A 21,296-nucleotide genomic window follows, 5' to 3' on the forward strand; every position below is an offset into this window, starting at 1 on the left:
ATTGAAGATCTAACATGAAACGCACTACCTTTGTTTTACTTTGCACCGCACTCACTACCACTTCAGTGGCTCAGGCTTGTGTCATGGATGGCATTGGTAGCGGCGCGTTAACCTCAGTTCCACCCCAAACATACAACGTCCAGTTAGCTATGTACCAAGCCTTGGATACTAATAAAATTACATCGATTCCAAGCAACAACTACGATCAAAAGTTCGCCGTCTTGATGTACCAGCTGCAACACCTTGTGGCTAAGAACCAAGATATGTTCACGCAAGATGGCGAATTTTTCTTTTTCGAATCCAGTAAAGGCCACTACTTCAAAATGGTGGTTAATCAAGGCAGCGCAAAAATCCTGCCTCACGAAGTACCTAAAGGCGAAAGCTTACAAGATGCGATTGTCACCGACATCGACGCATTAGGGGCTATCGTCAGCCAACAAATCACCCTACAAGACGCTATTGCATTGGGGGTATTCCATATCCCAGACACTATCCAGTTTGTATAACGTCTGCTGACTAAAAATTACTGAAAGCCGAGCCATGGAAAGCCTAAAAGAGAGAGCACTCTTATGTTGAAAATACTGCGTAAATTCCTAGTTCTGCTGTTGTTCACTCCAGTCATATCGTGGGCAGATTCCTCCCAACTGCTTGAGTGGGTCGATTTGATCCCACAAGAAGTTAGAGCCGCTCAACAAGCGGCTATCGACATTGAAATCAACCACGACTCCGTCACCGCACAACCGCTTGCGGATGCAAAACTTAGAGACGATTTAAACAACCAACAAATTGCCATTTCTGGCTTTGTCATCCCATTAGAAGGCGACAGCGAAGTCGTGACTGAGTTTTTACTGGTACCCTACTTCGGCGCTTGCATTCACGTACCACCGCCTCCTCAAAATCAGATTATTTACGTCACAGATAAAAAAGGCGTGTCGATCACTCAACTGTGGGATGTGGTGACTGTGAGCGGCACCATAACCACCAATTCTGTCAGTCACGATTTAGCCCAAGTGGGCTACTCAATGCAGGATATTCAAGTCGAACCCTACGGTGACCCGGATACCATTTAGGTTCGCCCCCGCATTTAGGACGCCTTGCGGGGATTTTTATTGCTGGCTGGATGCAAACTTTGGGTGCATCCAGCTTCTTCATAACCCAAATATTAATGGCAAGACGCTCACTCTAGATAAGGCGCTTGTACTAATCATTTTGTCTTTTCTGCCCACACTACTGCTTCAGGGCTGTAATCATCAATGATATGCGTTGGGTTTATATCTGATAGCCCAAGAAGTAATTTTTGACACATTTCACAATTTGGTATTTTGCTCTCGAATTTTTCAAGGTTTGTAGAGCAATACTGATATGACAAGCAATAAAGCATTACTAGCACTGATTCTCACTGGTCTAATTGTTGGGTGCAGTGACTCTGACGAAGCAACCGATAATCCAGAGCCAACGCCTGAAAACCCGTTTGAAGGCCTAGAAGACATTGAGGCAACTCAAGTTCGTTTTATGGTGAAAGGTACGATATCTAACGAGTCGACGCAGTATTGTGAAGCTTTAGATGCTGAAGTGTATATCAATAACGCTGATGGAACCCTACTCGAAAGAGCAACGCTGTTAGATAACGCAGTATTGGAGCTAAAAGATGTGCCTGAATTCGGATTCATCACAACAAAAGAGCAATACTATTACAGTGAATACAACCAACAAATAACCTTGGACATCGAGTATTCAAGCATTCAGAAGGAAGCCCTTTATTACAATGCGATTATAGTTGTAGACAGTGAGACCTATGAGGGAGACATTGGAGAGTGTTTTGATGTTCAAACCAAACCCGACGTATCTATCGACGAATCATACACGGGTTCTGCATATGTACCTGAATTTGAAGGCGCACCAGCAAATGCAATTGGCGATGATTACAATCGCTTCGCATTCACAGACTATGACCTCACACCACATACTATGTACGGCGTCAGCAACTCTAATGAAGTCACCATAGACACCACTATTACCAGCTATCTAATTAATGGTGATTTTAGCTTTATCGACGAAATTGAAAATCCAGTAATCAAACAACCTAATGGCGTTGTTTACAACTTATCGGAAAGCGACAACCCTGAGTTAGGTTACTTATATGCCCCATCTGAAGAAACCTTTGCGACAATGTCCGCCGAATTTTTAAGCGAGTTCTATAATGACAGTCTTCCGGGTGCATTTTCTGTAGAGCACCGTACAACACTTAATGATGGGCAATTTGACATCGACTTTCTCGACTCTTCGGCAATTTATGGCGTATATGTTGATGAAAACAATGCCATTGTTTTTGAGTCTGAACAGTTAGATCACTCTCTATTCGATTCACACTATGATTATTCGTTTGAAACTGATACTGAAGAAACCACATATGAGCACAACATCACTCAGGTGACCAAGGCAAACCAAAGCATAAAAGTCGCTCTCCCAGAACACTGGGATTTTGAGGCCAACTTTATTGCTTTCTCAGCTTCCGAGATAAGAGATGACCAACTGAGTCGTCCAACTATTATGTCTACCAGCAATGTAATGCTTGACTGGACACATGCAACCGACACACAGATACAAAGCTACAATAACTCATTGTTAACAGAAATGATGACAGCACATGTGCTAGTAAAAGACCCTGATGCAGAAGCAAACTAGCTCACGTCTCTTCAGGGCAAACTCTGCTTGTTGTATCCGCCTAACTAAACCTGCGCCATAATTAACTCTCTAACCCAGCGATTGGCTGGGTTAGCGTTCATTTTCGACAAGTACACCAAATGAGAATCGAAGGTTTTGGTTTCAAACGGAAAGTCGAGAATAACGAGGTTGAACACCTCTTTATATTGATTGGCAATGGTATGAGGTACTACCCCAACCGCATCGCTGTATGACACTGCTGCCATCATCCCAAGCAGCGATTTGTGCTCGCTGTAAACCTTACGTTGCGGCAATACGCCCTCGGTTATCCAGTCAACAAATTTCAGGTTAAATCGAGTCATATCAAACAGGGCATGACGTTCCGCCAGATACGCTTCTTTACTGATGGTATCGGCGTTAAGCCTTGGGTGATCTTTGTGAGTAATGCAGCATAGGCTGTCGCGCATAATGATCTGCGATCGAAATACTCGGCTATTGGGTGCATTCACATCGACCACAACATCCACTTTTTCCGCTGTCAGATCTTCACTGATTTGCTCTTCGTTAGCCGGCAAATCAATCAACACAACCTCAATTGAACTGTCTTTTAAGACTTTATCGATTTTTTGCCGCAAGTCATGAATCAAGGCTTCATGGCAATAAATCACGAATCTCCGCCTAGTGGTCGCAGGATCGAACTCCTGAATACCTTCCATCACCCCTTCAATATCCAGAAGCGGGCCTTGCAAACTCAGATAAAAGTCTTGGGCGAATCGAGTCGGCTTTATGCCTCGGCCCGTACGAGCAAACAGTTCGTGCCCAACGCTGTCTTTGAGGCGATTGAGTGCATTACTGACAGCAGATTGAGTTAAATCCAATTGCTCGGCAGCACGTGTTACCGATTCCTGCTCATAGGCAGAAATAAACACACGCAATAGATTAAGATCGAACTTGTTAGGCTGGGACATCACACTCTCGTTAAGGAATCGCGGTAGTTTAAGTATCGAGAATTAATAGTAATTCTCAAGTTAATTTATGTCATTTCTTGGCCGTATCTATTTTCTTATCCTCCTCAATAAAAAATGACAAGTTCACGCAATTTTTCCGCACGCCATTTGCATTAATCTATTTTCTACATACACTTTGAAAGCACCTGTTTAATTTCTCGGCGAACTTCCTCTCGCCCTAAACAAAAGAACCCACAATGAAGATACTGATTGTCGACGACAGCCACAGCGTTGCTGAAACCATTGCCGACTACCTCGAATTAATGGGCATGACGATAGACTGCGCTTACCATGGTGAGTCGGCCTTACGCTTGGTACAAGAAAATCACTACGATGTCATTATCATGGACGTCATGATGCCCAAGCTAGATGGCATTTCGGCGGTTAAAAAGTTACGCGAAGAACTGTTCTGTAATACGCCAATCTTGTTTCTGACCGCCAAAGACACGCTAGAAGACAAAGTCGCGGCATTCGGCGCAGGTGGCGATGACTACTTGCTCAAGCCTTTTGCGATGGAAGAGCTGGTCATGCGCCTGAAAGCCTTAGCAGTACGTGGCCCAAGGCTCGATACAGGAAAGCTCACTTTTGCCGACATTACCTACGATACTCAAACCGAGCACGTGACCCGATCAGGCTCAGTGATCAAGCTCAGCCGCATTCAATTACAAATACTCAAGGTACTACTCAAGCAGGCGCCTGCTATTGTCAGTCGCCAACAAGTGATTGAGTCCGTTTGGGGAGAAGACGCACCGAACAGCGATGCACTGCGCAGCCACATCTATGGCCTGCGCACCGCTTTGGACAAAGGGTTTGAAGAAACAAGGTTGGAGACCATACATGGCCAAGGCTATCGACTTAAACAGCAGTAACAGCAGTAGCAAAAAGTACTACCCCAGTATTTACCGCACCATTCGCTGGAGTTTTGGCATTGTCACTCTCACCATGTTTGGGCTGTTTTGGGGAGTGATCTACATGGCTGAAAATCAGTTGGAGGTCATCAGCCTACATCACTGGCTTGATACCGAAGCCTCCACCTACACCACCAATTACATCAAATATGGTGAAGACACCCCTCTGCCAAATCAAAGCGAATTTACCAGTTATTGGAGCAAACAAGCGTTGCCCGACTGGCTCAAGCAATACAACCAACCAGGGTTCTATGAGCACTTATTGGGAGAAGAAGACAAGCATTTTATCGTCATTCAACATCCTTCGGGAGAAGGGCTCATGTATCTACTGTTTGAAGATGACGCCGATGATTACCTAGATGCGTATGAAGACAATCTGCACAACTCTATCTTCATGATGGGAACCATTGTTTCACTATTAATCTTCGCTTATGGCGTCTACATGGTTCGCTCTATTTCAAAGCCCTTGTTACAGATCGAGCAAAAGATTTCGATGATGTCTCCCGATAAACAAGACTTCACCGTCGATACCCGCTTTTCTGAATCACGCAAAATTGAGCAAGCGCTTCTTGATAGCAAGCAGGATATTGCTGGTTACTTTCAGCGTGAAAAAGAGTTCAGCCGCTTTGCTTCACATGAGCTTCGCACTCCAATCATGGTAATTCAGGGTTCTTCAGAACTGCTAGAAAAAGTACCCGACATGCCGAATGTCGCAAACAAAGCCGTAAAGCGGATTCAAGTAGCCGGTGAAGAAATGAAAGTGCTGACCGAAACTTTTCTGCTGCTCGGCAAAGAGAGCATCGACGCGAACTATTTTGATCATCAAAACTTAGAAACCGTTCTTGAGCAGCAGGTGGTTCAGCTTGAGCCTTTGTTTGCCAAACAAGGCGCGAGTTACCAAATAAAGATCTTGGAATCAGCCACAATAAACGCACCAGAAAGCTTCATTACTGTGGTGATCAATAATTTGATAAAGAATGCCTTTAGCTACAGCATCGGCGATATCAACATTGAGTTAGACGGCACCCAGCTGCAAATAACCAATCGCCATGAAGGCCAAGATACCTACAACGCAGGGTACGGCTGTGGGCTGGCTATTGTAGAGCGAATTTGTCAGCGAATGGAGTGGAATTTCGACACACTCGACGATGGCATTCAATTTGTTGCCCGCGTCGATTTTCAATCCATTTCAGACAAATCCCTTTCAGAAAAAAGCACCTAGCGATCAAATCGTAACCTAACCTCCACACGTTGAATCACTTTTTAACGTGTGGGGCTTAATTTAGCTTCCGCTCCAATTTCTAAAATTAATTCCACATTTTCACGTTTCTTCACGATCGCTTCACACTCGATACCGCATAGTAGCCGCATGATAATTAATGAGGCAGCATCACAATGAACAAAACACTGATTTCTTTCTTACTTGCAAGCGCATTCTCGAGTGCCGTCGTGGCTTCTCCATACTTAGGTTTGGAATACGGTTATGGCACAACAAATCATGATTACAACGCAAACTTTGCGTCTGATAACATAGCGTTAGATCCAAGTAATGAAGAGGGTGTTTTCGGCGCGTTCGCTGGTTACTCATTCAATGAAAAGTGGGCAATAGAGTTTGGCTATAACCAATACGAGCTCGACGATGGTCGCTCACAATATAACGGTACCGTCCCACTTCCGGGCGGAGAATATCACCAAGAGACAGAATGGGATGCATCGGTAAAAGCTAAACAATTCACCCTCGCGCCTGTCTATACCCACGCATTCAACGATAAATGGACCATGAAGGTCAAAGCGGGCCTCACTTACACCCAATACACCACCAGCCAAAGCAAGGAAGAAGAATTCGAGTTAGTCACCAATGATGATAATGAATTCACTAATACGCTGGTGCATGAGAAAAAAGATTTCAATGAGGTTGGAGGGGTAGTAGCTGTGGGTGCCGAGTATGCTATTTTGCCGCAGTTGACCTTGGGTGCAAACGCCAAATATCAGCTCGACAGCTTTGCCAATACGGCGTCGCTCAACGTTTCAATCACTTACTACTTCTAAATTTTTAGTTTTAATAATAAGAGAATCCAAACATGAAAAAAGTATTGTTCGCTTCTGCACTATTTCTAATTTCAAACACTGCATTCGCTGCGTTTAATGGCCCACAAGCACAAGGCATCAACACAGTTTCTTCCGCACTTGAAGCAAAAGACGACAGCTACGTAGAACTTACAGGTAACATTGTAGAATCACTTGGCAATGAAACTTACCTGTTCAAAGACCAAACAGGCGAGATCCAAATCGAAATCGACCACGAAGACTGGATGGGTCAAGACGTCGCGCCAGAAGATACCGTGGTTATTCGTGGTGAAGTCGATTCAGAGTGGACAACCAGCCAAATCGACGTTGACGCCATCAAGAAGCTGTAATCTCAACGTCATAAAGATAAAAGTCATACGGACATGATTTTTATCGCCCTAATTTGCAGACTCCTACGACTCTTTCCAGTCTTTAAGCGCCTGAATATACTCAGGGCCAATCCCGCAGCAACCGCCTATGACCGTCGCACCCAGTTGATGCCACTGGCTGGCGTAATCCACAAACTCTTCGCAGCTCAACTCTCGCATTGATTGCATGGTATCGTTGGCTTCATGTTCCGCTCCAATGGGAGTGAAATTGTTGGCATACACACCAATTTCTAATGCCATACCTTTTTGCTTCATCACTGCCTTAGAATCTTTGATCGCTTGCGCCATTACCTCTGGCACAGAACAGTTAAACATCACGCCAGCAGCATTAGTGTTGCACAGCCCCTCGATGGCTGAAGTCACCGCTTCCCCCGAACGCAATAACGCCTGAGGAGAAACCGTATCTTCCAGTGAGAACGCGTAGTAACAATCTTTGCTCGATGCTTGGAGCACAGAATGGATCGCGTGAAGTTCTTCAAGGGAAGAAATGGTTTCAGCCAGCCAAATATCAACAAAAGGATCTTGCGCGGCAAAAAGGTCTGTAAAAATCTCTACGCCTCGCTGTGGCTGAAACAAGTCTGGGCGATAACTGCCAAACGCAGGGGGAATAGCGCCAGCTACTACAACCTTGTGATCGCTGTTATCTGCAACGTTTCGAGCAATCTGAGCCGCTTGTGCAGCTAGCTTCTTGCCGTCTGATTGATACAGATCGTCACCCAAGTGAAACGGTACACACGCGTAACTGTTGGCGATAATAATTTGCGCTCCCGCATCGACAAAATGCTGATGCGCCTGAGTCACAAAATGTGGCGACTCAATCAGAGCTTGCGCACTCCATAGGGGTTGCGAAAACGGCGCCCCCATTCGCTTGAGCTCACGGCCCATTCCACCGTCTAGGATAGTGACTGCTTTCATACTAACCTTCATTCCATGATTCAATTAGTAAGAATACTCAACCATCTCATGATTCGGGTCAAATGGTTATCTCGGCAAACATTTTGACAAAGGTAGAACGTTTATTCTACCATTGCAAAAGTAGAACAAACGTTCTACCCACTCTTCACCAAACAAATCGCCAACCATTTTATGTGGCAGAAAAGAGAGCCAATGTAATGAGCACCGAGCTAAAACAACAGATTGCACAGAAGCTGGAGATCGCGTTTAGCCAATATGGCTTCGCCGAACCCAGTGTGTCTAAACTGCAGAAATCGTGTGATGTGAGCCTTCGTACCTTGTACAAATACTATCCATCGAAAGAAGATATGATCGCGGCAGCTCTTGAATTTCGCCATCAAAGATACTTAGCGAGACTCGTTAGTGAACCTTCCATGAGTGGCTTAGCTGCAATTAATCACTGTATAGAACAGCTCGAAGACTGGATGAAAAATCATGCTCCTAATGGCTGTATGTCGAGTTTGGCTATCGCCTCTTTTCCGGAAAACGCCACCATTGCCAGTGTCGTCTCAGAGCACAAACAGGCAGTTCGTCGCCATTTAATCGAGTTGACGGGGAACACAGACACAGGAAATTCACTGTTTTTAATTCATGAGGGGATATCCGCGACTTGGCCAGTATTGGGTTCACAGTCCATCGATATCGCAAAAGCAATGATCACTGAATTAGTCGAGGTATAACGTGAGCAAACTACCCAACACAATGCATGCCGTACAAATGATAGGGCATGGTGGATATGAAATGTTGCAGTATTCAGAGACTGTCGCGATCCCAAGCCCGAAACCAGACCAAGTGCTTATTAGAGTAAACGCGGCTGGAGTAAACAATACCGATATCAATACACGTATCGGTTGGTATTCGAAAGGCGACAATCAAGCCGAAGATGCCAGCTGGAGCGGTGAAGCACTTAAGTTACCTAGAATTCAAGGAGCAGACATTTGCGGTGAGATCGTTGCTGTTGGCGGCAAAATTGATGCAAACCGTATCGGACAACGAGTGTTGGTGGAGCCTTGTCTATCCCAAGTCGAAGGTTCGCGACCGGAGATTCCTTGGTATATCGGTTCAGAATGTGACGGCGGATTTGCGCAGTATGCGGTGATGGATTCGGTCCACGCTTATCACATCAACTCGTCTTTATCCGATGTTGAATTAGCGTCCTTCCCTTGCTCCTATTCCACAGCAGAAAACATGCTCACCCGAGCAAGAGTAAGCCAAGGCGATCGAGTGCTTATTTCTGGTGCTTCAGGTGGAGTTGGTTCTGCGGCCATCCAACTAGCCAAAGCTCGCGGTGCGTATGTGATTGCAATAACCAGCCCAAGCAAAAGTGACCAAGTAAAAGCGTTGGGCGCTGACCAAACCGTTAGCCGAACAGACTTACTCCCTGAAGTATTAGGTCACAATAGTATCGACGTCGTCATCGATTTAGTCGCAGGCGACGCTTGGCCTCAGTTTCTGGATGTTCTTAGACACAAAGGCCGCTATGCCGTTTCTGGCGCGATAGGTGGCGCTATGGTCAACTTAGATGTGAGAACCTTGTACCTCAAGGACTTAAGCTTTTTCGGATGTACCGTTCTAGAACCCGAAGTATTCCAAAATCTTGTTAAACGCATTGAAAGCAATCATATCAAGCCGATCGTCGCACGTACTTTCGCGCTCACAGAGATTCAAGCAGCTCAAGAGTTCTTCCTAGCTAAGAGCCACGTGGGTAAGGTGGTATTAACCGTCGAGTAAAGGACTGTAGGGCGGCTTTGTATTGAAGCAGCCCTACCTATTAACGACGGTAGTACAATGAAATTCGATTTCCTTCAATCTCTTGCACAATAAAAGGAATTTCGTAGATAGAACCAAGCACTTGGGCATCAATCACTTCATCAACCGTACCCGACTTAATCACTTCACCCAACTTCATTGCGACAATATGATCGGAATAGCATGACGCAAAATTAATGTCATGAATGACGATAACAACTGCCTTATTCTTTTCTTCCGCCAATTTTTGCAGCGTCGCCATAATGTCGACTGAATGTTTAATATCTAGATTATTCAGTGGTTCATCAAGAAAGATATAGTCGGTGTCTTGAGCGACAACCATCGCAATAAACGCCATTTGACGCTGACCACCAGACAGCTGATCAATAAAGCGGTCTTGCAAATGCCCGATCTCAAGGTGCTGCATTGATTCATCGATAATACGATGATCTTCCTCAGTCAATCTCCCTTGGGAATAGGGAAACCGGCCAAATGCTACTAGATCTCGCACAGTAAATCGCATATTGAGGTTGTTGGATTGCCTCAGTACAGACAAGCGCTTAGCGAGTGCTTCACTGCTCCACTGTTCAAGAGGTTGCTCACCAATCAATACCGTTCCTGCATCACTATCCGTTAGGCGACTTGCCATTGAAAGCAGTGTACTTTTTCCCGCTCCATTTGGGCCAATAATACTGGTCACTTTACCTAACGGGAACAGAGCATCCGCATTCTTTACAACGTATTTATCGTTGTATTTTTTACTTAAGCCTTGGATACGAATCATGGGAGTAAACCTTAATCGAATTTATTATTCATCAATAGCAGGAGGAAGTATCCGCCACCAACGAAGTTGATTATTACGCTAATGGTGGTATCAAAGTCGAATAGATTTTCTACCACCCACTGCCCTCCAGACAGCAAAACCACAGCTAACAGAGAACTGGCAACAATTAACAGGCGATGCTGATAACCGGTAAAGATTTGGCGTGTTAAAGCCACGACGATCAAGCCAAAAAACAGAATAGGACCAACCAATGCAGTTGAAATGGACACCATTAAAGTAATCACAAACATCACTTGCATGATCAGCTTATGAGTATTTATTCCAAGACTTTTGGCATTATCGATTCCTAGCCACATAACATCTAATTTGGAAGACAACCTAATAAGAAAACTGCCACACAGGAGCAAAGGAATGACACACCAGTAGACTAACTCGTTGTTAATGTTATTAAAGCTGGCGAACATTGAACCCTGAATAAAAGTAAATTCATCTGGATCTGTCACCATGGTAAAGAAGCCAGTTACACTGCTAAACAGACTGCTCAATACAATGCCAATTAACAGTAAGGTAAAGATATTGCGCTGACGCCCTCGGAAGTAAAAGCTGAACAGTGTCATCGCACAGACAATCATGATTACGGTAGACAACACAAAGTTCAATTGACTGTTGATCACCAGCACACTGAACCCACCAAACGCCGCCACCAACAAAACTTGAATCATGACATAAAGAGAATCAAACCCGAGAACCGAAGGCGTCAGTATTCGGTTGTTGGTGATGGTTTGAAAAACAAGCGAAGACGACGCAATAGCGATAGCTGCAAGCACAATAGCCAGCACTTTCGGGATACGACGAGACAAGAAGAACTAATAGTTATCGACGGTAAGGCCTTTACCAATAAACAATGCGCAGATACACAATGCAGCTACCGCAAGCAGAACTATTTTGATGGAATCACGCATTGGCTTTGTCTCTCAACACAAGATAAATAAAGATTGAACCGCCTAAGATGCTAATGATCATTGAGATTGGGATCTCGTAAGGGAAGATAATCAAACGACCGATGATGTCGCAGCTCAGAACCAGAATCACCCCAGAATAAGCCGTCCAAGGTAAATTACGGCGCATATTGTCACCAATCGCGAGCGAAACTAAGTTGGGAACAATCAGGCCCAAGAAAGGAATCATACCGACTATCATCACCACCAAGGATGACAAAACAGCCACTAAAACGACGCCAATTAGCACGATACGCTGGTAGTTCAAACCAATGTTCTTGGCAAAGCTCTCCCCTACGCTCGCTGCACTAAACCGATTGGCATAAGCGTAAGCCAGTAAAGATACTGGCACAGCCAGATACAAAAATTCGTAATTACCCCGTAGTACAGATGCAAAGTTAGCCACAGTCCACGAGCCCAGCGTTTGAACTAAATCGTACTTGTAAGCAATGAAAGTCGTCATCGACGAGACAACATTGCCGTACATAATGCCAATCAGTGGCACCAATACCGTATTCTTAAATTTTAAGCGTTGTAGGAATCGAACAAACAGAACCGTACCGATAACCGAAAAAGCAAAAATGGTGACGAGGTGAACCCAACTGCTCATATCAGCAAAAAGGATTAACGCAACGATATAACCAAGCATGGCCCAATCGACCGTACCTGTTGTCGATGGCGCTGCGAATCGGTTTTGAACGATTTGCTGCATAATCAAGCCTGCAACACTGAGCCCCGCTCCAGCTAGCACGATGGCCAATAATCGAGGCAGTCTGCTCACTAAAAGGATATTTAAGCTATGACTGTCGCCAGAGAGCACTTGAGAAAGAGATAGGTTGGCAACGCCAACTAAAAGGGAGGCCGAGGCTAGAACAAGCAGCAGTAGCAAAGCCAACAGGTGGGATAATTTCATATCAGAAAACGACTTAGGAGGCCTTTCGAACCAAGTTGTCCAAAAGGCCGCAATTCAATATCAAATTGGAAAGTTTGTTTATTGGCTAATCAGCTGATCTAGCTCGTTAATCATGGTTTGTGTAGATTGATAACCACCCGCCATTAAGTACCATGCCGCTGGATCCATGAATAACACTTTATTTTGCTTAGCCGCTGGCGTAGAGCTAACAAGGTCGTTATCAAACAGTTGTTTCGCTTTGCCACTACTTTGTCCAATCGCTTGCTCTCGGTCCAAAATCAACAACACTTCAGGTTGTGCATCCGCGATATACTCAAATGAAATCAAGTTACCGTGGGTACGCGGTGTAGAGGCAACATTATCTGAGTGAGAAGTCGCAAAGCCCGCTTCTTGGTACACGAATGAAAAGCGGCTATTTGGGCCAAACATCGCTAAGCTGTTCCCGCTATTAGAGACAGTCAGTGCTTTAGGTGCTTCTTCACCAACCTTGTTCTTTAACGCATCAATACGTTGTTGTACATCGGAGATAAGTTGCTGAGCACGATCTTCCTTATCAAAAATTTCGCCCAATGCTCGCCAATGCTGCTGCGTTGTCTTCCAATAATCAGAGGTATCAACACGGAACATGTAAGTTGGTGCAATATCGCTTAAGTCTTTGTAAATGCTTGCCATACGACCTTCAGCAATAATTAAGTCAGGTTTTAGCGTGAACAAGGTTTCGTAGTTCACTTCTTTAACACTGCCGGTATTGATGAAAGTCTCAGCTTGGAACTTGTGTAGTGATGCTGGAAGCAGCGTCTTCGGCATACCAACTGGTGTTATACCCAATGCGTCAACGTAATCTAAACTGCCATAACCCAGCACGACTACGCGCTGAGGCACTTGGTTGATTTCAACACTGCCTAAACTGTGCTGATACGTTTTTGCCATTGCAGCAATAGGCGCTAAAGCAAGTAGAGAAGCGCCCATAACAATACGGAGAAAGTGTTTATTAAGCATAGTGATTCCAAAGGTGCGTATCTAAACCGTATTGCTGATATACAAGCTAAATACATAGGTTAAACGTGAACACGCGCATTTGATCTAAATCAAATACGAATCATTCTTGATTGCATGCACATTATCAGACAGGCACTATACGTCAAAAGAATTAACTGAATAGTGAGTATTCAAAAAATGAATTTAGCTCAGTTCGACCTCAATTTGTTAATGGTGCTCAAACACCTGCTGGAAGAGAAGCATGTTTCGAATACAGCATTAGCTCTCAACATGAGCCAGCCATCGGTCAGCCGTAGCCTACAAAAAGTGCGTAAATTATTTAAAGATGATCTACTTGTTCGAGCAGGACATGGGTACGAGCTAACCCCTAAAGCAGAAATCATTAAACAAGACTTAAATGCCGTTCTTGGGGGGCTGGAGAGGTTAATGTACGACCAATCCTTCCAGCCAGAAAATAGTACCGGTACGATTCGTTTTTTTGGTTTAGTTCCCCAGGTTGTCATGCTACTTCCATCTGTCATCTCTAGGATTCGTCAGGAAACTCCAAACATGGTGGTCGACATCGACTCTGTGCCTAAACGTCACTTTGATGCGTTAATCGCTGGTGATGTTCACTTTGTGCTCTCAACCAAGGAGCCACCGAGCTCAGAGCAAAACCTGTATCGCATGATTGTCGCCAATCGAGACTATAGATTGCTGATGAGTGAAAATCATCCGCTAGCGCATTTAGATGAGCTAACCGTCGAAATGTTACTCGACTGCCAGTTTGGTCAGATTTCACTTCAGGGTGATAAACGCCTATCGATTGAGCACCGCTTCGTTGAGCTAGGAGTCGTTGATAAACACCGTCGACTCTCTATTCCAGTGCAACTTTCAAACTTCAATGCAGCCCCTGCTATTGCGGAAGAAACAGATGTGATTTTTCACTTACCAACACCTTTTGCAGAAGCCGCTTGCCAAGGAAGAAAACTGGTAATGAAAGAGATGCCTAAAGCCGTTCGGATTGATGCACAAAACGTCTATTTGTATTGGCATAAACGTTACAACAACGACCCAATGTGCCAATGGGTTAAATCTCTATTCAAAGAAATTTATGGCTCAATAGAGACTGAATTATAGAAAATTAAATTATTCACATTTTGAATAGTGATAATCTAATCCACAAATGTAGGATTACTTGAGTTGACTTATTTTTAGCTATTTAATGCGAACCATTATCATTATAAATCGTATTAAATAGGCTGTAACCATGTCAAAAACGACACCTTTTGCATTAAAGCCCTTAGCAGTGGCAACCAGTGCACTTTGTGCTTCTTTGTCTGTTTTCGCAGACACAACAGATTCAAGCATGACAACTGACGAACAAATGGTTGTCACCGCTACACGTACAGAAATGGAGCTAAAAAACGCTCCAGCTTCTATGTCGGTGATCAGCGCAGAGGAAATCGAAAACAACCCAGGTATCACCCTTGCTGACATAGTCGCTAATGCCACCAGCGTGGAATCAGACTACGATGCGACTCGAGCTGGTCGCCAGATGATATCGATACGTGGTATGGACTCGAAATACACTCTAATCATGGTGAATGGGCGTCGTATGAGCTCTGCCAGCGCAATAGTACGCGGCAATGATTTTGACCTTTCAGCTATCCCAATGAACTCCATTGAACGTGTAGAAATCATTCGCGGCCCTATGTCTGCTCTGTACGGCTCAGACGGTATGGGCGGTACCATCAACATCATTACTAAAGCACCAGAAAACGACTGGAACTCTCAGCTTAGCCTCGATAACTCGACACCAAATGATGGAAATGGTGGTCAAGAGTACAACATTGGATTAACCACATCTGGTGCACTTATTGATGACACTTTATTTGCCCGTTTCTCTTTGTCTCAAACCAGTCGCAATGCTTGGCAGCCTTATACTGGGACAAAAGTTTCTGGTAGCAACGAGTTTGATCGTTCCGACATCACGGCTCTCGAAGAGAGAGACAGCATTGCGATGTTCGGTACTCTTTCATGGCATATGACCAGCGACCAAACCTTAGATCTGGATTTAGGTTACAGCGACGATCAACGTGATACAGCCGCAGAAAGTGGCACCACTGTTTTATATTCCGATGCACGTGTAAAACGCAACAGCCAAGCACTCACTCACTCTGGGTTCTGGGGTTGGGGTGATACTCAAGTACGATACTCACGTGAAAATGTCGAGAATATCGAAGCCGCAAATGATGGATCTGATTCAATAGAAGAGCTCACACAAATCATTGAAGCTTCCGCAACAACGTACTTAGGTAACAGCCATACCGTCACGTTCGGCTTAGACTACCAAACGAGTCAGTTAACCAACCCAGAGCATATTGTTGGTAACAAAGCAGAAGCCTATCAAGGCGCAGTATTCGTTCAAGACCAATGGGAAATGACCGACACTCTCACCGCAACCATTGGTGGTCGTCTTGATAAGCATGAACACTACGGGGAAGAGTTCAGCCCTCGTGTTTATTTGGTCCACCAAACCACGGAACAATTAGTGCTGAAAGGCGGTGTTGGTAAAGCGTTCAAAGCGCCAACCATGACGCAAAACCACCCTGACTTTTCAATGAACAGCTGTAAAGGCAACTGTTACATTGTGGGCAATGAAGATTTAGAAGCGGAAACCAACATTAACTACGAGTTATCCGCATTATACAGTGCTCGCAATTGGAGTCTCGAGGGCGCGCTATTTAGAAATGAAATTGAGAACCTTATCGAGCAAACCGATATTTACTGTGAGGAAGGCTCTTGGTCTAGCGGTGTCATGAGCTGTATCGACGAAGATGGCAATCTCATTGACCGCGACATTTCCGACCCTTATAAGTCTTACCAAAATGTTTCAAAAGCGGTGATTCAAGGCCTTGAGATGTCAGGTAATGTCCAGCTGTCAGACAACTGGGGCCTATCAGGCAACTACACCTACCTCGATACCGAAGACAAAAGTACCGGTGAAGAGTTAGATGGCCGATACAAGCACTCGGCATTCATGCGCTTGAACTGGTACCCAACTAGCAGCCTAAATACGTTTGTGAGCACGCGTTACCGAGGTGACCGTCGAATTGACTCCCAACTGGAACAAGATGCGTACACCACATTTGATTTCGGCACAGTTTACAATGTAAACGACTCACTTCGCTTACGTGCAGGCATCACCAACATCACAGATGAACGAGTATCTCAAGAGCTCGAAAACCTAGGCTACGTAGAAGCACCTCGCACTTACTATGTAGGCATGACTGCCGATTTCTAAGCTTTCCATAAAGTCCTTATAACGATCAAAGGCGCTCTTGTCAGGGAGCGCCTTTTTACTGGTTCGACCTAGAGACTTTTTGAATATAAACCTCCTGACATTGATTGAACTGCGCAAACAACTGCAGTTCAGGCTCCAATGCGGTCATAAACTCATAATGGTTATGTACGCTTGGTTCGACAACTAAGTGCAGCACATTCAAGGTAGCGCTCTTCTTATCTACTTTACAGTCTGCTCTAGCGACTAATTTCCCGTCCCACACTATCGGCAAGCAGAAGTACCCAAATTGGCGTTTTGCTTGTGGCACGTAACATTCCAGTAGATACTCAAAATTAAACAAGGCTTTTGCGCGCTTACGCTGAATGATTAAGTTATCAAAAGGTGAGAGGATTTTTGCGCGTTTACGATTCACTCGTTTATCAAGTAAAGCCAATGCATTCGGGCAAACATAAAACGGCTGTTTATTCACTTCAACACTCTGGATTCGGCCTGATTCGAGCAATTCAGAAATGGATTGTTGTACTAACCCTTTAACGCTTTTCAACTGATACACCATCTCAGGCAGAGTACCTAAGCCGTGAGCTTGCAGGTAACTGAGTACCAGAAAATGCCCCTGCTCTTGCTGAGTTGGCATTCGAGTGTCCACACTTTGCGGCAATACTCGTTCAGTGAGGTCATACACCTTATGAAACCCGCGCCGTTCAGAGATCATCAGATCCCCCTGCATAAACAAGTTTTCTAATGCGCGCTTGGTCGGTTTGGTGTGCCAGCCGTCGGTTTTATGCTCGGCAGATTCAAAATCTTTGGCCATCAGTGGCCCTTCTGCTTCGATTCGCTTAAGCACACTTTCCATCAGTTGATGATCTTTGCGATACCAATGAGTCTGTGCGCCAGATTTAATGGCGGCTTTACGAGGCAATGAAAAGCGGTAGTTTTCCATCGGTAAGTAGGCCGCTGCATGCGACCAGTATTCAAACACTTTACCGTCTGCGACCAACTGGTCGAGAAGCTCTGGTTGGTAGCTTGGGTTACGGCTCCACAATGTGTGGTGATGAGCCCGCTGCACCACCGAAATAGTATCGATCTGGATGTAGCCCAGTTGCTCAATCGCAGATTGAGTCTTAGCGTAACTTGTCCCTTTCACACTGCCAGTGGGCAGCCCTTGTGACAAAAGCGCAAGTTTCTGCGCTTGAGCCAAAGATAATGATTCCATTCGAACAGAATATCCCTTGTTATTGGTTATCGGTTATTGATTGCTTCCTTGCAACGTCATTGCCTGCTCGGTGTTAAAGCCACGAACAATATTCGCCAGTGTAATTGCGGTAAACACAACAATGACCAATGATAAGTGCCACGCTTGGCTGAGACCCAATTGAACTAGCCCCATACTCACAATGGACGACACCACCATTTGGCCGCCACCCGACATCGCCGCAGCTGCGCCTGCCTGTTTTTTGTATGGTTGCATCACCAAAGCTTGAGCACAAGGAAGTGCGATCCCGTTTCCGAGAATCATCAGCAATTGACCAATCATCAAGTACAGCGGCTCTAGCGGGCAAAAGAAAAACCACAACGCAGAAGCCACATGAAGCACTGGCGTGAACAGCAGCATATTTCGACTGCCAATCATCGGCCGAACACGATTACAAAGGCTGGTCCCCATGATCATGCCCAATGCAGGAATGATAGCCCACATCGCGTATTCATCGGATGTCATGCCGATTTGGTTTTGCATGATAAACGGCATCACCGATACCGTTGTGATCATCAAACTAAAATTCAGCCAACCGATGCTGGCAAAGCTCATGAAATAACGCGAATTCAGCAATGATTTATACTGCTTCAGCATGTTTTTCGCCGATGGTATCGCACTGGTTTGGCTAAGTGTTTCATCAAATTTCAACGCTATCATTACCCATGCCAGCGCAACGTAACCCAGCAAAGACACAAACACCATGGTCCAGCCAAAATGGAAGTTAATGAATCCACCAATCACCGGAGCAACTAACGGCGTAATCGAAGCCGCCATCGCAATATAAGATAAGGCAACTGGCAACTGAGCACCGCTGTATCTGTCTCGAGTCGACGCTCGAGCCAACACCGCACAGCAGCCCGTCCCTAACCCTTGCAAAAATCGTCCAATGACCATACCCGAGAAAGAATCGCTAAACACAATGATGGTGACCAATCCGGCTAACGCCAATAGTAAGCCGCTAAGCAATACCTTCTTGCGCCCCAAAGCATCGGATATTGGGCCATAAATAAATTGAGATGGGCCAAAACCAAGCAGGTAGACACTGACCAGCAGTTGAGCTTGGTCGAGAGAAATGGCAAAGTCTTTCGCTATCCAAGGTAAGGATGGGAACACCAGCCCCATGCTTAGTTGACCAACGCTGATAATTAAGCAGGCCAATAATATGGTACGAAATTGAATCGGTTTACTCATTCAGGATCACCAGAGGATTCGGTTGCACGCCCCCTGCGTCTTAGGCAGCCTTCATCATCCATCTGATTTAGCTTAGCTTTTACTCGTTTCACGGTCGATACGCTGACCCCACATTGGTCTGCGACACTTTGAATTGTATTTCCTTCCAGCAGCATCGCTTTTACTTGTTGATGCTTCTGCTTATCGGCGGGGCGACCGCGAAACTTGGATTTCCATAGCTCAGGATCACCTTTCAGTTCTTCTCGGCCTAACTCGGCGGCAAACAACCGATGCTGAATTTGCACTTTGGCGTAACCAGATAGCAGCGTCATGATAACTTTGGTCTGTGGGCAATCGGGTTTGAGCGTCATCGCTTCACAGGCTGTAACAATCATCACACCGCGCTCTAATAAGGATTCTAATGTCTGTTTGGCCTGAGAAAAATCGCGCCCAAATGCCGTCAACCACCAAACAAATAGACAATCACCGCTACTCAAATTATCAAATAACTGTTTAAACGCCGGCCTCTCAAATGGAGGGATGTTACCTCGCACTTGGTCCTCAATCACTTCACTGCCTGGTGACAGTTGCTTGAGTGCTGAAAGTTGTTCTGGATGGGCTCTATTCTTCGGAGAAAATCGGGTATAGATGTATGAAGTCATCGCATCACCTTAGCTTAGATGGAGAACCAAATGGCATTAATAGCTCCTTGGTTTATTTGGCGCACTAGCTCATTTGGTGTATTGGACCACAATATATTTTGGTTCATTATTTGGGTCAACACCAAATGAACCACTCTTTACTTTGCTCACCACTTCCGCGTCAATAAACACAGGCGCCCTAACGAAAAAAAGGGTGCTGAACAAGCACCCTTTGATGGACAGATTTTTCTTTTAACGATTAGAACTCATAGAACAATCGAACACGTGCACCGAAGTCATCTTCTTCAGCAAAGTGATCGGAAGAAACAGTTTGGCTCAAGTCATTTGCAATTGTGGTGTAGTAAGAGCCCAATAGTACGGAAAAGTTCTCCACTTCAAGCACATCAGTGAATTCGTAAGAAGCATATAGCGTAGACGATGACACCTCTCCCTCAGCCCAACCCGCTATTTCTTTGTTTTCGTATTCGTTATTAGCGTATACATAACCAACGCCAAATCCTTTCCAAAGAGCGTTAGCCCCAGCAGAGAAGTTGTTCTCGTCGACAGCATCAAGGTAAGCCACATTTGCGTTCACCGACCAATCACCACTGGTCCAGTTACCCGTTAGACCATAGCCTGTGCGATCTGAAATGTCGACACCTTGATCAGTAACTACAGCATCAGAAATCAAGTTAGTTTCCATCGATGCTGCCACACTAAAATCACCCATTTGATAAGCAACAACAGGGCGAATTAAAAACGAGTCCTTGCTGCTTGCAATGGTTTGACCATGATAAGAACCACCATCAGTGCCGTTGTGGAATAAGTCAGAACGATCGCCAATCATTGAGCTGAGTTCAACGTACAGGTTGCCGAACGTTTGACTATACATCAGTTGACCATCTGAGCCGCGACCACGTGCTTCTTTCATCTGATAGGTGTATGCCGAACCGTCGGTGTAAAGTTCGTTAGAGGTATCACCGGAGTACTCTAGGAACACATCCAAACCAACAGGGAACATATCATACGCTTCAAAACGGCCAGCTTTGATTGCCCAGCTGTCTTTTTTACCAAATTCGAAGTAAGCATCATCAAGGTTAACGTCACCAGTGCTTTCAAACAGTGGCTGCGCTTTGACGCCAACGTAGTGACCGTTGCTAGTGAATTTTTCACCCGCGAATTCGATCAGTACACGGCCATCTTGGTTAAACTCTTGTTCGCCAGAATCATTCGACTCACGATCTTGGTAGTTGAAGTTCAATTCGACATCACCGCCGATGGAAAAGTTACCCTCATCATTATCGACAATACTAATACCAGCATTGGCAGATAAGGCCGAAAACACGCCGATTGCGCCCAGAGATAGTGTCAGTGCTTTGTTCATAATTACCCTATATATTTTAGATTTATGGTTTTAAAAGTTCTGATTTTAGAAACAGCAAGCCCCGTCCCTTCTTATAAAAAGAAAGACTTACTAGAATTTATTGTTGTTATTTGGTTAGCCCCTAACCG

At 45.0% G+C, this 21,296-nt stretch carries 20 protein-coding genes and 1 pseudogene; 11 read left to right on the forward strand and 10 right to left on the reverse strand.

The features are described from left to right. Positions 1–14 precede the first annotated feature (14 nt). The 3 genes from ACXABW_RS20915 to ACXABW_RS20925 all read left to right on the forward strand — a co-directional run bounded on the left by ACXABW_RS20915 (position 15) and on the right by ACXABW_RS20925 (position 2,685). A complete protein-coding gene (locus ACXABW_RS20915; protein ID WP_252032549.1) occupies positions 15–506 on the forward strand; it encodes a hypothetical protein in 492 nt (163 codons plus the stop codon). A 72-nt stretch (positions 507–578) separates the two neighbouring features. Next, positions 579–1,070: a DUF3299 domain-containing protein gene (locus ACXABW_RS20920; protein ID WP_457527156.1), complete on the forward strand. Its 492-nt coding sequence runs from the start codon at positions 579–581 to the stop codon at positions 1,068–1,070. 292 nt (positions 1,071–1,362) lie between these two features. After that, the gene (locus ACXABW_RS20925) at positions 1,363–2,685 is read left to right on the forward strand and encodes a hypothetical protein (RefSeq protein ID WP_457525401.1); all 1,323 of its coding nucleotides are present in this window, start codon (positions 1,363–1,365) and stop codon (positions 2,683–2,685) included. 44 nt (positions 2,686–2,729) lie between these two features. On the opposite strand, the gene ACXABW_RS20930 is transcribed toward ACXABW_RS20925, so the two are convergent. Then, the gene (locus tag ACXABW_RS20930; RefSeq protein WP_457525402.1) at positions 2,730–3,632 is read right to left on the reverse strand and encodes a LysR family transcriptional regulator; all 903 of its coding nucleotides are present in this window, start codon (positions 3,630–3,632) and stop codon (positions 2,730–2,732) included. A gap of 236 nt (positions 3,633–3,868) precedes the next feature. Here ACXABW_RS20930 and ACXABW_RS20935 point away from each other — a divergent pair, with 236 nt between their 5' ends. From ACXABW_RS20935 to ACXABW_RS20950, 4 genes are all read left to right on the forward strand, one after another. Continuing rightward, positions 3,869–4,540 (forward strand): response regulator transcription factor, encoded by a 672-nt coding sequence (locus tag ACXABW_RS20935; protein ID WP_457525403.1) that lies wholly within the window; start codon positions 3,869–3,871, stop codon positions 4,538–4,540. Then, the gene (locus ACXABW_RS20940) at positions 4,509–5,801 is read left to right on the forward strand and encodes a histidine kinase dimerization/phospho-acceptor domain-containing protein (protein ID WP_457525404.1); all 1,293 of its coding nucleotides are present in this window, start codon (positions 4,509–4,511) and stop codon (positions 5,799–5,801) included. Before ACXABW_RS20935 ends, ACXABW_RS20940 begins: the two co-directional genes overlap by 32 nt. A 173-nt stretch (positions 5,802–5,974) precedes the next feature. Continuing rightward, positions 5,975–6,628: an AcfA family outer membrane beta-barrel protein gene (locus ACXABW_RS20945; protein WP_457525405.1), complete on the forward strand. Its 654-nt coding sequence runs from the start codon at positions 5,975–5,977 to the stop codon at positions 6,626–6,628. Between the two features lie 32 nt (positions 6,629–6,660). After that, on the forward strand, positions 6,661–6,996 hold the full coding sequence (locus tag ACXABW_RS20950; protein ID WP_457525406.1) for a NirD/YgiW/YdeI family stress tolerance protein: 336 nt from the start codon (positions 6,661–6,663) through the stop codon (positions 6,994–6,996). Positions 6,997–7,059: 63 nt separating this feature from the next. On the opposite strand, the gene ACXABW_RS20955 is transcribed toward ACXABW_RS20950, so the two are convergent. Then, a complete protein-coding gene (locus ACXABW_RS20955; RefSeq protein ID WP_457525407.1) occupies positions 7,060–7,950 on the reverse strand; it encodes a homocysteine S-methyltransferase family protein in 891 nt (296 codons plus the stop codon). Positions 7,951–8,147: 197 nt separating this feature from the next. Between ACXABW_RS20955 and ACXABW_RS20960 the strand changes: the two genes are divergently transcribed. Together ACXABW_RS20960 and ACXABW_RS20965 are read left to right on the forward strand one after the other, a co-directional pair. Further along, entirely contained in the window at positions 8,148–8,669 is a 522-nt protein-coding gene (locus ACXABW_RS20960; protein WP_252032569.1) for a TetR/AcrR family transcriptional regulator, read from the forward strand. A 22-nt stretch (positions 8,670–8,691) separates the two neighbouring features. Then, on the forward strand, positions 8,692–9,720 hold the full coding sequence (locus ACXABW_RS20965) for an alcohol dehydrogenase family protein (RefSeq protein ID WP_457527158.1): 1,029 nt from the start codon (positions 8,692–8,694) through the stop codon (positions 9,718–9,720). Positions 9,721–9,760: 40 nt separating this feature from the next. Here the strand turns inward: ACXABW_RS20965 and ACXABW_RS20970 are convergent, their stop codons facing one another. The 4 genes and pseudogenes from ACXABW_RS20970 to ACXABW_RS20985 all read right to left on the reverse strand — a co-directional run bounded on the left by ACXABW_RS20970 (position 9,761) and on the right by ACXABW_RS20985 (position 13,432). Next, positions 9,761–10,522, reverse strand: a complete 762-nt coding sequence (locus ACXABW_RS20970; protein WP_457525408.1) for an iron ABC transporter ATP-binding protein — start codon at positions 10,520–10,522, stop codon at positions 9,761–9,763. Positions 10,523–10,533: 11 nt separating this feature from the next. Further along, positions 10,534–11,484: pseudogene (locus ACXABW_RS20975) on the reverse strand (iron chelate uptake ABC transporter family permease subunit). Beyond that, entirely contained in the window at positions 11,477–12,433 is a 957-nt protein-coding gene (locus ACXABW_RS20980) for an ABC transporter permease (protein ID WP_457525409.1), read from the reverse strand. Before ACXABW_RS20980 ends, ACXABW_RS20975 begins: the two are co-directional and overlap by 8 nt. 78 nt (positions 12,434–12,511) lie before the next feature. Beyond that, positions 12,512–13,432: a siderophore ABC transporter substrate-binding protein gene (locus ACXABW_RS20985; protein ID WP_457525410.1), complete on the reverse strand. Its 921-nt coding sequence runs from the start codon at positions 13,430–13,432 to the stop codon at positions 12,512–12,514. A gap of 177 nt (positions 13,433–13,609) precedes the next feature. Here ACXABW_RS20985 and ACXABW_RS20990 point away from each other — a divergent pair, with 177 nt between their 5' ends. Together ACXABW_RS20990 and ACXABW_RS20995 are read left to right on the forward strand one after the other, a co-directional pair. Beyond that, positions 13,610–14,551, forward strand: a complete 942-nt coding sequence (locus tag ACXABW_RS20990) for a LysR family transcriptional regulator (RefSeq protein WP_457527160.1) — start codon at positions 13,610–13,612, stop codon at positions 14,549–14,551. 130 nt (positions 14,552–14,681) lie between these two features. After that, complete coding sequence (locus tag ACXABW_RS20995) at positions 14,682–16,718, forward strand: TonB-dependent receptor domain-containing protein (protein WP_457525411.1); 2,037 nt, start codon at positions 14,682–14,684, stop codon at positions 16,716–16,718. A 55-nt stretch (positions 16,719–16,773) separates the two neighbouring features. On the opposite strand, the gene ACXABW_RS21000 is transcribed toward ACXABW_RS20995, so the two are convergent. From ACXABW_RS21000 to ACXABW_RS21015, 4 genes are all read right to left on the reverse strand, one after another. Continuing rightward, on the reverse strand, positions 16,774–17,931 hold the full coding sequence (locus ACXABW_RS21000) for a winged helix-turn-helix domain-containing protein (RefSeq protein ID WP_457525412.1): 1,158 nt from the start codon (positions 17,929–17,931) through the stop codon (positions 16,774–16,776). Positions 17,932–17,964: 33 nt separating this feature from the next. After that, positions 17,965–19,164, reverse strand: coding sequence for a multidrug effflux MFS transporter (locus ACXABW_RS21005; protein WP_457525413.1), 1,200 nt, complete (start codon positions 19,162–19,164; stop codon positions 17,965–17,967). Next, on the reverse strand, positions 19,161–19,805 hold the full coding sequence (locus tag ACXABW_RS21010) for a recombinase family protein (RefSeq protein ID WP_457525414.1): 645 nt from the start codon (positions 19,803–19,805) through the stop codon (positions 19,161–19,163). Before ACXABW_RS21010 ends, ACXABW_RS21005 begins: the two co-directional genes overlap by 4 nt. 238 nt (positions 19,806–20,043) lie before the next feature. Next, entirely contained in the window at positions 20,044–21,168 is a 1,125-nt protein-coding gene (locus tag ACXABW_RS21015; RefSeq protein WP_252032593.1) for a carbohydrate porin, read from the reverse strand. Positions 21,169–21,296: the final 128 nt, after the last annotated feature.

It is taken from the genome of Vibrio paucivorans, assembly GCF_054053395.1.